Below are 11,326 nucleotides of genomic sequence, written 5' to 3' on the forward strand. Positions count from 1 at the left end.
GTGGGTGTGCTCAGCCCCCCGCGAGCAGAAGGGCGAGGCTCACCGTGCCCACCACCAAAGGCGTGAGGATCTCCCATGCCCAGCGGACCCTCACCTCGCCCGCAGCCGACGCCCCCTCGTGCCGCGCGGCCAACTCCCGCAGCTCGTCCATCGCGACGTCCGCGTGCGCGCGGCGCGGAGAGGCGTCCTCCACCTCGGGCGCTCCCCGGCGCCGGGGAGCCGGACCGCGCCCGGAGGCTATGCGGTCGTTGTGCCGCGCAGCCTTGTTCCGCGCGCGCAGCGAGACGGGGATGGACCAGAGCTGATACTTGGTGCCGGCGGCGACGACCTCGCTGCTGTACCCCGCACGCAGCGACTCCACCGCGCCCCACGGCACATGCACCGTGCGGAAGGGATTGCGCACACGGAGCCGCGCCTCCCCCGCGTACACAGCCGGCCGCAGGGTGAAGGCCACCACCAGCGGGACCATCAGCAGCAGCCCGGCCACCGCGATCCACGGCGTGCGCCCCGTGCCGCGCACGACGGCGTCGGCGCCGAGCCACGCACCGATGGCCAGCAGCACGACGCCCCCTGCCATGCCCGCGGGCGAGCGGTAGCAACGGTCGGCGTACTGCGGCGTGTTGGCCGCTGAGGGGGCGGGCGCCTGCGCCGCCCCGGTGGGCTCGGACTCGCTCGTCATGCCGCCGATTGTGCCGGACGCCTCCGACAACGGGTATGACGGCAGACATTCCGTTCGTGTATCGGCTCCTGCACCGACTGCCCCGGTATGGGACCCCCGGCGTCCCCAGCCCAGGCCCCGGCACCGGCACCGGCACCGGCACCCGCACCCGCACCCGCACCCGCACCCGCACCGGCTCAGCATGTGACCACCGGGCCCCCGGCACGTGAGCGCCGGCCCACGTACCACCCGGCACAGCCACCCCAGCCACCCGCAGCCCGCAGTCGCACCCGCAGTCGCAGCCCGCCCGCAATCCTCCGCCCACCAGCCCTAGTCGCGATGCTACGCGTGTAGATATGCTCAGCTGGTGACCATGCCTCCGTTGCCAACAGACAATCCCGCACTGGCGGACGTGACCTCGTCCGACGCCGCGCTGCGGCGCTATCTGCACGGGCTGCCCGGCGTCGACGCGGTGGGTCTCGAGGCCCGCGCCGCGGGGCTCGAGACCCGTTCGATCAAGACGACCGCCAAGGCGCACGCGATCGATCTGGCCATCTCCATGATCGACCTGACCACCCTGGAGGGCGCCGACACACCGGGCAAGGTGCGCGCCCTGTGCGGCAAGGGGATCAACCCCGACCCCACCGACCGCAGCACCCCGCGCGTCGCCGCCATCTGCGTCTACCCGGACATGGCGTCCACCGCCAAGGAGGCGCTGACCGGCACGGACATCCACGTGGCGTCCGTGGCCACGGCGTTCCCCGCGGGCCGCGCCAGTCTCCAGGTGAAGCTGGCGGACACGAGGGAGGCCGTCGCGGCGGGCGCCGACGAGATCGACATGGTGATCGACCGCGGGGCCTTCCTCGCGGGGCGCTACCTCCAGGTCTTCGAGGAGATCCGCGAGGTCAAGGCCGCCTGCGCACGCCCGGACGGGGAAGCGGCCCACCTCAAGGTCATCTTCGAGAACGGCGAGCTGTCCACGTACGACAACATCCGCCGCGCCTCCTGGCTGGCGATGCTCGCGGGCGCCGACTTCATCAAGACCTCGACCGGCAAGGTCGCGGTGAACGCGACCCCGCCCAACACCCTGCTGATGCTGGAGGCCGTGCGCGACTTCCACGCCGCGACGGGCACGCGGATCGGCGTGAAGCCCGCAGGCGGCATCCGTACGACCAAGGACGCGCTGAAATACCTGGTCATGGTGAACGAGACGGCCGGCACCGGGTGGCTGACCCCCGACCTCTTCCGCTTCGGTGCGTCCAGCCTGCTCAACGACCTGCTGATGCAACGTCAGAAGCTGAGCACAGGACGCTACTCCGGCCCCGACTACGTAACGGTGGACTGACCCCCATGACTGCTTCACCCTTCGAGTACGCGCCCGCGCCGGAGTCGCGCGCCGTGGTCGACATCGCGCCCTCGTACGGGCTGTTCATCGACGGCGAGTTCCGCGAGGCGGCGGGCGGCAAGGTCTTCAAGACCGTCTCCCCCGCGACCGAGGAGGTGCTGTCCGAGGTCGCGCAGGGCGAGGCCGAGGACGTGGAGGCCGCCGTGCGCGCGGCCCGCACCGCCTTCGCCTCCTGGTCCGCGCTGCCGGGCGCCGAGCGCGCGAAGTACCTGTTCCGCATCGCGCGGATCATCCAGGAGCGCTCCCGCGAGCTGGCCGTCCTGGAGACCCTGGACAACGGCAAGCCGATCAAGGAGACGCGGGACGCGGACCTGCCGCAGGTCGCAGCGAACTTCTTCTACTTCGCGGGCTGGGCCGACAAGCTGAGCTACGCCGGTTACGGGGCGGACCCCAAGCCCGTGGGCGTCGCCGCGCAGGTCATCCCCTGGAACTTCCCGCTGCTGATGCTCGCGTGGAAGATCGCCCCCGCGCTGGCCTGCGGCAACACCGTGGTCCTCAAGCCCGCCGAGACGACCCCGCTCTCCGCCCTGTTCTTCGCGGACATCTGCCGTCAGGCCGGGCTGCCGCGCGGTGTGGTCAACATCGTGACGGGGGACGGTTCGACGGGGGCCGAGCTGGTGGCGCACCCCGACGTGAACAAGGTCGCCTTCACCGGGTCCACCGCCGTGGGCAAGGAGATCGCCCGTACGGTCGCCGGTACGCGCAAGAAGCTCACCCTCGAACTCGGCGGCAAGGGCGCCAACATCGTCTTCGACGACGCCCCGCTCGACCAGGCCGTCGAGGGCATCGTGAACGGCATCTACTTCAACCAGGGCCAGGTCTGCTGCGCCGGCTCCCGCCTCCTCGTACAGGAGTCGGTCGAGGAGGAGGTGCTGGACGCGCTCAAGCGGCGCCTGAGCACCCTGCGCGTCGGCGATCCGATGGACAAGAACACCGACGTCGGCGCGATCAACTCGGCCGAGCAGCTCGCCCGCATCACCGAGCTCGCGGACGCGGGCGAGGCGGAGGGCGCCGAGCGCTGGTCTGCGCCGTGCGAACTGCCCTCGCAGGGCTACTGGTTCGCGCCCACCGTCTTCACCGGCGTCACCCAGGCGCACCGCATCGCGCGCGAGGAGATCTTCGGCCCGGTGCTGTCCGTGCTCACCTTCCGCACGCCCGACGAGGCGGTGGCCAAGGCCAACAACACCCCGTACGGGCTGTCGGCCGGCGTCTGGACGGAGAAGTCCTCGCGGATGCTGAAGATGGCGAGCGAGCTGCGCGCGGGCGTCGTCTGGTCCAACACGTTCAACAAGTTCGACCCGTCCTCGCCGTTCGGCGGCTACAAGGAGTCGGGCTTCGGCCGCGAGGGCGGCCGCCACGGTCTGGAGGCCTACCTCGATGTCTGAGAAGTCCGAGCGTCTCGCGGTTTTCAAGACCTACAAGCTGTACGTCGGCGGCAAGTTCCCGCGCAGCGAGAGCGGACGGGTGTACGAGGTGTCGGACTCGAAGGGCAACTGGCTGGCGAACGCGCCCCGTTCCTCCCGCAAGGACGCGCGGGACGCGGTGTCGGCCGCGCGCAAGGCGGTCGGCGGCTGGTCGGGCGCGACGGCGTACAACCGCGGCCAGGTGCTCTACCGCGTCGCGGAGATGCTGGAGGGGCGGCGCGAGCAGTTCGCCGCCGAGGTGGCGGCGGCCGAGGGCCTGTCGAAGGCGAAGGCCGCGGCGCAGGTGGACGCCGCGATCGACCGCTGGGTCTGGTACGCGGGCTGGTCCGACAAGGTCGCCCAGATCGCGGGCTCGGCCAACCCCGTGGCCGGGCCGTACTTCAACCTCTCGACGCCCGAGCCGACCGGCGTGGTGGCGCTCGTCGCCCCGCAGGAGTCCTCGCTGCTCGGGCTGGTCTCGGTCCTCGCGCCGGTGATCGTCACCGGGAACACCGCGGTGCTGGTCGCCTCCGAGGAGCGCCCGCTCCCGGCCCTCTCCCTCGCCGAGGTGCTGGCCACCTCCGACCTGCCGGGCGGCGTGGTCAACGTGCTGACCGGCGGCACGAAGGAGATCGCCGCGCCGCTGGCCGCGCACCAGGACGTGAACGCGATCGACCTGACCGGCGCGGACGCGGAGCTGGCCCGCGAGCTGGAGATCGCCGCGGCGGACAACCTCAAGCGCGTACGCCGCCCGCGGACCGAGGACTTCACCGCCGACCCCGGCACGGACCGCCTCCTCTCCTACCTGGAGACGAAGACGGTCTGGCACCCGATCGGGGCGTAGCACCACGTCGCCGCGTGAGGCGGGTCAGCCTTTGCCGACCCGCTTCACGGGCAACCCCGTCAGTCGGGACACCGTTTCGTAGTCGCGGTCGTCGTGCAGCACGACGAGTTCTTCCAGTTCCGCAGTGGCGGCGATCAACAAGTCGACGGCCCCAGCCGACCGGTGCTGGCCCGACTCCGTAAGCACCGACTGCAGTTCCTGGGCGCGAGCGAAGGCATGCTCCGGCATGGGCACCCACGGAAACAGGCGACGCAGCAGTTCCTGCTTGTCCACGCGGTCAGCCGGCGAGCGCGCCGAGTACAGGAACTCCAGCTCCACGACGGGACACACGGCAATGAGCCCCGCCGTGAGCTGCCCCGCCCACTCCTCCCTGACGCCCTTCTGGAAGAGCCGGAAGAGCGCGGACGTGTCAGCCAGATAGAGGGAGCTACTCACCGCGGTACGCGTCCTTGTCGCCGAGGAAGGCGTCGAAGTCACCCTCGTCCGCCATCGCACCGAGCCGGTCGAGAGCGCGTGCCCGCTCTATGCGCCGCGCGGTCTCGCGCAGGGCGAGATTCACCGTGTCCTTCTTGGTCTCCGTGCCCAGCACCTCGGCGGCCCTGGCCAGCGATTCCTCGTCGATGTCCACGAGCATCTTGGTCACGACGCACCTCCACCGAGGACGAATATATACAGCACGCGGGATCAGTATATACGCGGCTCGGCCCGACTGGTCCGGCGAACACCGGCGCCCCATGACGCACAATGCTGTCCCGTGACCCACTCCGATGGCGGGCCGATAGGCCGAGGTACGGGGGCCGCGCAGGCCCGTGTGGTGCTGCTCACCGGGCCCTCGGGGGCCGGCAAGACGCGGCTGGCCGAGCGGAGCGGGCTGCCCGTGGTGCGGCTCGACGACTTCTACAAGGAGCGCGGCGACCCCACCCTGCCGCCGCTCCCCGACGGTTCGGGCACCGACTGGGACTCCCCCGCCTCCTGGGACGCGGACGCCGCCGTCGAGGCGCTGCGCGAGCTGTGCGCGACGGGCCGCACCACGGTGCCGGTGTACGACATCGCCGCGAGCGCCCGCGTGGGCGAGGAGGAACTGCGGCTCGGCGGCGAAGCGCTGTGCGTCGCCGAGGGCATCTTCGCCGCCGACATCGCGCGCCGCTGCCGCGAACTGGGGCTGCTGGCCGACGCGATCTGCCTGCGCGGCCGCCCCGCCACCACCTTCCGCCGGCGGCTGCTGCGCGACCTGCGCGAGGGCCGCAAATCCGTACCGTTCCTGCTCCGCCGCGGCTGGCGGCTGCTGCGCGCCGAGGCCGGGATCGTGGAGCGCCACCGCGCGCTGGGCGCGCACCCCTGCGGCCGCGACGAGGCGGCGGCGCGGGTGGACAGGCTGCGCTCCGGCGCCCCGGCGGCAGTGGACGGTACGAGGCCGTACGGACGCACCGGGCGCTAGAGCCCCGGAGCGCACGGACCGGAACGCGCAAAAAGGAGCGGTTCCAGTCGGACCCCCCGGCCGACCGGAACCGCTCCGGCTCCCCCGTGTTTCCCCCGTACCCCCAGGCCCGTCCCCCGATGGACCCCTGATCCCCCGTGGGTTCCCCCGTGACCCCCGTTTCCTCTCCCCGTCTTCCCCCGTCGTCTCCCCCGCCCGGTCGCCCGTGGCCCTCGGGCCTCAGGCGACCAGTTCGCCGAAGGACTCCTCGACGTCCTTGCCGAAGCTGAGCACCTCGTCCTCGCGCAGCCGCCGCAGCGAGCGCCAGATGCTGCTCTTCACGGTGCCGACGCTGATGTTGAGGGTGTCCGCGATCTCCGGGTCGGTGCGGCCCTCGTAGTAGCGCAGCACCAGCATCGTGCGCTGCAGCTCGGGCAGCCGGGCCAGCGCCTGCCAGAGCACGGCGCGCAGCTCGGTGCCGCGCATCGCGTCCTGGTCGTGCGCCGTCTCCGGCAGCTCCTCCGTCGGGTACTCGTTCAGCTTCCGCCGGCGCCACGCGCTGATGTGCAGGTTGGTCATGGTGCGCCGCAGGTAGCCGCCGACGGCCGCCTTGTCGCTGATCCGGTCCCAGGCGCGGTACGTGGAGAACAGCGCGCTCTGGAGCAGGTCCTCGGCCTCGTAACGGTCCCCGGTCAGGTGGTACGCGGTGGCGTACAGCGAGGCGCGGCGCTCTTGCACATAGGCGGTGAAGGCCGCCTCGGCGCCGCCCTGCTCGGGCACCGCCGCGTGCTGCTGCCGCTCCCCCGTGTCCTCGCCGGACGCCTGCGTCTCCCCCCGGCCCTCTCCCCGAAGGCCCTCCACCGCACCGAGGTGCTGCGGACGCTTGCGACCGGTGCCGCGGGCACACCCCCGCGTCCCTGCGGCACCGGACTTCTCGGTGAACCGGGTGCCGTGGCCGTTCGTTCCCTGCACCGTCGAAGAGGATTCCGCGGATGCGGGAACCGAAGGGACGTGCAGACGCGTGTGAATGACTGCGTTCGTCTTGGTGCTGAGCAGCGTGTTCATTCTCGCGCCCCCTTCTGAGGCCAACCCGGTCGCTTGCTTGATGACCTACACACTGCCGGGCCAGTTTCATGGCGAGGTCCCCCGACTGTCACAGGGGTGTCACAGCCGCCGCGCCGTCCGCGGGTCGCCGTCGCGGGGGCCGGTCCGCGTCGAAGTCCGCGGCCGCCATGGGCCAGAATGGCGCGCGTGCCTTTCCTGTTGCTGATCGAGGACGATGACGCTGTCCGTACCGCCCTGGAGATGGGTCTGACCCGTCAGGGCCATCGCGTGGTGACCGCCGCCACCGGCGAGGACGGGCTCAAACTGCTGCGTGAACAGCGGCCGGATCTGATCGTGCTGGATGTGATGCTGCCCGGCATCGACGGCTTCGAGGTGTGCCGCCGCATCCGGCGCACCGACCAGCTCCCGATCATCCTGCTGACCGCGCGCAGCGACGACATCGACGTGGTGGTCGGCCTGGAGTCGGGCGCTGACGACTATGTGGTCAAGCCCGTGCAGGGGAGGGTGCTGGACGCCCGCATCCGCGCGGTGATGCGGCGCGGCGAGCGGGAGTCGAACGACGCGGCGGTGTTCGGCAGCGTGGTGATCGACCGCTCCGCGATGACCGTCACCAAGGACGGCGAGGACCTCCAACTCACCCCGACCGAGCTGCGGTTGCTGCTGGAGCTCAGCAGACGGCCGGGGCAGGCGCTGTCCAGACAGCAGCTCCTGCGGCTGGTGTGGGAGCACGACTACCTGGGCGACTCGCGGCTGGTCGACGCCTGTGTGCAGCGGCTGCGCGCGAAGGTCGAGGACGTGCCCTCCTCGCCCAAGCTGATCCGTACGGTGCGCGGCGTCGGGTACCGGCTGGACACCCCGCAGTGACCCAGGCGCCGCAGCAGAGCACGGAGGACGGCCCGGGCGAGGGCGCCGGGGAGGAGCAGGAGCCGCGCCGGGGACGGCTGCGGGACTGGCTCACCGGGGCGCTGCCCACCCTGCGGCTGCGGCTCGTCGTGGTGTTCGCTCTGGTGGCGCTCACCGCGGCGGTCTCGGCCTCGGGCATCGCGTACTGGCTCAACCGCGACGCGGTGCTGACCCGCGCGCAGAACGCCGCGCTCAACGACTTCCGCAAGTCCATGGAGGACAACGCGGGGAGCCTGCCGCGTACGTACGACTGCGAGCAACTGCGCGAGACCGCGGGCAAGATGGCCAACACGACCACGCAGAACTACCAGGTCGTGCTGCTCGGCCAGGACGCCAACGGCGACCCCTGCACGGCGGCCTCCGACCCGGACCACTTCACCACCCGGGACGTGCCGGGCACGCTGCGCGAGGCGGTCGGCAAGAAGCGCCCGGTGGACGACGGCAACCCGTATCCGTACCACCTGTACTGGCAGCGGATCACCAAGGAGGGCGACGAGCCGTACCTGGTCGGCGGCGCCAAGCTGATCGGCGACGGCGCGACGCCCTCCGGCTACATGCTCAAGTCGCTCTCGCCCGAGCGCGACGACCTCAACTCCCTCGCCTGGTCGCTGGGCATCGCCACCGGGCTCGCGCTGATCGGCGCGATGCTGCTGGCGCAGGCCGCTGCCGGCACCGTGCTGCGGCCCGTACGCCGCCTCGGGAACGCCGCGCGGCAGCTCGGCGAGGGCAAGCTGGACACCCGCCTCGAGGTGTCGGGTACGGACGAACTGGCCGAGCTCTCCCGCACGTTCAACGAGACCGCGTCCCGGCTCGAGGAGCGGGTCGCGGAGCTGAGCGCCCGCGAGGAGTCCAGCCGCCGGTTCGTCGCCGACATGTCGCACGAGCTGCGCACGCCGATGACGGCGATCTCGGCGGTGACCGAGGTGCTGGAGGAGGAGCAGGAGAGCCTCGACCCGATGGTCGCGCCCGCCGTGCAGCTCGTGGTCAGCGAGACGCGGCGGCTGAACAACCTGGTGGAGAACCTGATGGAGGTCACCCGCTTCGACGCGGGCACCGCGAAGCTGGTGCTCGACGACGTGGACGTGGCGGACCAGGTGACGGCCTGCATCGACGCGCGCGCCTGGCTGGACGCGGTCGAACTGGACGCGGACCGCGGCACGATGGCCCGCCTCGACCCGCGGCGGCTCGATGTGATCCTGGCGAACCTGATCGGGAACGCGCTGAAGCACGGGGGTTCTCCCGTACGGGTCTCGGTGCGCACCGAGCCGGACGGGAACGGCGGCGACACCCTGGTGATCGAGGTCGCCGACCGCGGCCCCGGCGTGCCCGAGCAGGTGCTGCCGCACGTCTTCGACCGCTTCTACAAGGCCAGCGCCTCGCGGCCGCGCTCGGAGGGCAGCGGCCTGGGCCTGTCCATCGCGCAGGAGAACGCGCGCATCCACGGCGGCCTGATCACCGCGCGCAACGCGCCCGGCGAGGAGGCCGGCGCGGTCTTCACCCTGCGGCTCCCGAGGGACGCGAGCGGCATGTCCCCCGAGGAGTACGAGGAGGAGGACCGCAGCGGCCGCGGCCCGGCGAACGCGGAGGACCGGGAGGACGGCGAGGACGGCGGGGTCCGGGGCCGGGTAGAGGACCGGGACGACGGCCGGGACCAGGAACGGGACCGGGACCAGGACCGGGACGACGGCCGGGAGGGTCCTGGCGAGGGCCGGGGCCGGGAGGGTCCTGGCGAGGGCCGGGGCCGGGAGGGTGACCGATGAACCGGCCCGCGCAGAGCCGCCGTTGGCGCACCGCGCTCGCCCTCGGCATGGCCGGCGCCTTCGCGCTGCTGGCCTCGGGCTGCGGCATCCGCGCCACCTCCGTACCCGTGGACGCGGGCTCCGCGCCCTCCCGGGTCGGCTGTGTGCTGCCCGGCGAGGAGAAGGGCCCGGACGGTGCCGACAAGGCGCAGGCCCGCCCCGCGATGCGGGTGTTCCTGGTGTGCGGCTCCCGGGTGTCGCCCGTGGAGCGCCGCGTGGACATCCCGGACAAGGGGCCGGGCGGCGGGCGGCTGACGATGGCCCGCGCGCTGCTCCAGGAGCTCCAGCGCGCCCCCTCGGAGGACGAGCGGACGGCCGGCTTCGAGACCGACGTGCCGCGCGACCTCACCGTCTCGGGGCCCGCGCCCGGCGACCCCTCGGAGACCCTGCGGCTGAGCCGTCCCCTGGACGACCTGCGCTCCTTCGCCGTGGCGCAGCTCGTGTGCACGTACGCGGACACCGCGGCGGCCGACGCCAACGAGGCGGTCACGCTGGGCGGTCCGGCCGACGCCAAGGAGCGTCCGCAGCGCTTCGAGTGCGGCACGGCGCTGCGCACCAGCCCCGAGGCCGCCGCGACCGCGGGAAACCGGGTCTGAGGAGCGGGGAGTGGTGAGCGAGGAGGGCAGAGGCGCCCCGTACGGAGCCCCGTACGGGAGCCCGCGCCGGAACCCGTACGGGACCCCGTACTGGAACCCGTACGGGAACGGCTGCGGCAATGGTCCGTACACACGTGACGAAAGGGCCGGAACCGCGGCGCCGGATGTGGACGTCCTCCCCCGCGTGCAGCGCCTTGACCGCGGTGGCACACCGGCCACCGCTCCTCGTATCCGCGCCACGGGACTCGTCCTGCTGAGCGCCCATATGCTCCTCGTCGCCTGGCTGACGCTGCGTCCGCTGTCCGTGCCCTGGGTCGCGCCGGCGAATCTGCGGCCCTTCGCGAGCATCCGCGCCGACCTGGCGGGCGACCCCTGGTCGGCGCTGGTCTCGATCGGCGGCGGGCTGGCGCTGCTCGCGCCGGTCGGGGTGCTGTGGCCGCTGGTCTGCGGCCGGCTGCACCGTCCGCTGCCCGCCACCTGGGCCCGCAGCACGGTCGCGGGCGGGCTGGTCTCGCTGGGCATCGCGCTGGTGCAGTCGGGAGTGCCGGGCCGGGTCGCGGACATCGACGACGTGCTGCTGAACACCGCGGGCGTGGCCCTGGCCGGGCTGCTCCTCTACCCGCTCCTGCGGCGGCTGCTGCTGCGCAGGGAGCGCGCGCAGGGCGACGGGGTGCGCAGCGGGGACCCGCGCCGCGGCGGCCGGGGCGCGGCCCGCGCGGGCGCCGCGTACGACCGTGGGCGGAGCGGGGTCGTACGCAGGGAGGAAACCCCTCAGGGTTCGCCCCGGAGAGCTCCCAGGGTCGGGATCGCCCCGTAGTCCGATGTCCGGGACGTGCCGTTTTTCCTAGCGTGGAGTCATCGGGCCGCCGCCGCGGCGGTCCTCCGGCGAAACGAAGGAGACGACGGGATGACCGCACTTGCCCGCCCCCGGGACAACCGCATGATCGGTGGCGTGTGCGCCGGTCTGGCCCGCCGCTTCGGCATGAAGCCGAACACCGTGCGGCTGCTCTTCGTGCTGTCCTGCCTGCTGCCGGGACCGCAGTTCCTGGTCTATCTGGCGCTGTGGGTGCTGCTGCCCAACGAGGACGCCCGCACCGCCTGGTGAGCGGCGGCCCGCTACGGCAGGGCCCGCATGGCGCGGCCCGCACCACGGCCGAACGGCGGCCCCCCGGCCCCGGCCCCCGGGCCCGGCCCCCCGTGCCGGGCCAGAGGGGCCGGGGCGGGCCCGCCCACCGG

At 72.7% G+C, this 11,326-nt stretch carries 13 protein-coding genes; 9 read left to right on the forward strand and 4 right to left on the reverse strand.

The window, feature by feature from the left end; all coding sequences use genetic code 11:
• Positions 1-10: 10 nt before the first annotated feature.
• The gene (locus tag ABEE00_RS24025) at positions 11-679 is read right to left on the reverse strand and encodes a PH domain-containing protein (RefSeq protein WP_345747706.1); all 669 of its coding nucleotides are present in this window, start codon (positions 677-679) and stop codon (positions 11-13) included.
• Between the two features lie 352 nt (positions 680-1,031).
• Here ABEE00_RS24025 and deoC point away from each other — a divergent pair, with 352 nt between their 5' ends.
• From deoC to ABEE00_RS24040, 3 genes are read left to right on the forward strand one after another with little or no spacing between them, the layout of a single operon-like run.
• Entirely contained in the window at positions 1,032-2,003 is a 972-nt protein-coding gene (gene deoC, locus ABEE00_RS24030; protein ID WP_345747731.1) for a deoxyribose-phosphate aldolase, read from the forward strand.
• Between the two features lie 5 nt (positions 2,004-2,008).
• Entirely contained in the window at positions 2,009-3,448 is a 1,440-nt protein-coding gene (locus ABEE00_RS24035) for an aldehyde dehydrogenase family protein (RefSeq protein WP_345747707.1), read from the forward strand.
• Positions 3,441-4,310: an aldehyde dehydrogenase family protein gene (locus tag ABEE00_RS24040; protein WP_345747708.1), complete on the forward strand. Its 870-nt coding sequence runs from the start codon at positions 3,441-3,443 to the stop codon at positions 4,308-4,310. The genes ABEE00_RS24035 and ABEE00_RS24040 overlap by 8 nt, the downstream gene beginning before the upstream one ends.
• Positions 4,311-4,334: 24 nt before the next feature.
• On the opposite strand, the gene ABEE00_RS24045 is transcribed toward ABEE00_RS24040, so the two are convergent.
• Positions 4,335-4,745 carry a PIN domain nuclease gene (locus ABEE00_RS24045; RefSeq protein WP_345747709.1) on the reverse strand — a complete coding sequence of 137 codons (411 nt, stop codon included), beginning with the start codon at positions 4,743-4,745 and terminating at the stop codon, positions 4,335-4,337.
• Positions 4,738-4,944, reverse strand: a complete 207-nt coding sequence (locus ABEE00_RS24050) for a type II toxin-antitoxin system VapB family antitoxin (protein WP_451918660.1) — start codon at positions 4,942-4,944, stop codon at positions 4,738-4,740. The genes ABEE00_RS24045 and ABEE00_RS24050 overlap by 8 nt, the downstream gene beginning before the upstream one ends.
• A 120-nt stretch (positions 4,945-5,064) precedes the next feature.
• Here ABEE00_RS24050 and ABEE00_RS24055 point away from each other — a divergent pair, with 120 nt between their 5' ends.
• Positions 5,065-5,748: a uridine kinase family protein gene (locus tag ABEE00_RS24055; RefSeq protein WP_345747711.1), complete on the forward strand. Its 684-nt coding sequence runs from the start codon at positions 5,065-5,067 to the stop codon at positions 5,746-5,748.
• A gap of 219 nt (positions 5,749-5,967) precedes the next feature.
• Here ABEE00_RS24055 and ABEE00_RS24060 read toward each other — a convergent pair whose 3' ends face one another.
• The gene (locus ABEE00_RS24060) at positions 5,968-6,792 is read right to left on the reverse strand and encodes a SigE family RNA polymerase sigma factor (RefSeq protein WP_345747712.1); all 825 of its coding nucleotides are present in this window, start codon (positions 6,790-6,792) and stop codon (positions 5,968-5,970) included.
• A gap of 186 nt (positions 6,793-6,978) precedes the next feature.
• On the opposite strand from ABEE00_RS24060, the gene ABEE00_RS24065 reads away from it, so the two are divergent.
• The 5 genes from ABEE00_RS24065 to ABEE00_RS24085 all read left to right on the forward strand — a co-directional run bounded on the left by ABEE00_RS24065 (position 6,979) and on the right by ABEE00_RS24085 (position 11,195).
• Positions 6,979-7,656: a response regulator transcription factor gene (locus ABEE00_RS24065; protein ID WP_345747713.1), complete on the forward strand. Its 678-nt coding sequence runs from the start codon at positions 6,979-6,981 to the stop codon at positions 7,654-7,656.
• A gap of 77 nt (positions 7,657-7,733) precedes the next feature.
• Complete coding sequence (locus ABEE00_RS24070; RefSeq protein WP_345747732.1) at positions 7,734-9,455, forward strand: HAMP domain-containing sensor histidine kinase; 1,722 nt, start codon at positions 7,734-7,736, stop codon at positions 9,453-9,455.
• Positions 9,452-10,090: a hypothetical protein gene (locus ABEE00_RS24075; RefSeq protein WP_345747714.1), complete on the forward strand. Its 639-nt coding sequence runs from the start codon at positions 9,452-9,454 to the stop codon at positions 10,088-10,090. The genes ABEE00_RS24070 and ABEE00_RS24075 overlap by 4 nt, the downstream gene beginning before the upstream one ends.
• Before the next feature lie 184 nt (positions 10,091-10,274).
• On the forward strand, positions 10,275-10,907 hold the full coding sequence (locus ABEE00_RS24080) for a VanZ family protein (protein WP_345747715.1): 633 nt from the start codon (positions 10,275-10,277) through the stop codon (positions 10,905-10,907).
• Positions 10,908-10,997: 90 nt separating this feature from the next.
• Complete coding sequence (locus ABEE00_RS24085; RefSeq protein ID WP_345747716.1) at positions 10,998-11,195, forward strand: PspC domain-containing protein; 198 nt, start codon at positions 10,998-11,000, stop codon at positions 11,193-11,195.
• The last annotated feature ends 131 nt before the right edge of the window (positions 11,196-11,326 follow it).

The organism is Streptomyces odontomachicola (genome assembly GCF_039605595.1).
In the GTDB taxonomy this organism is placed as follows: domain Bacteria; phylum Actinomycetota; class Actinomycetes; order Streptomycetales; family Streptomycetaceae; genus Streptomyces.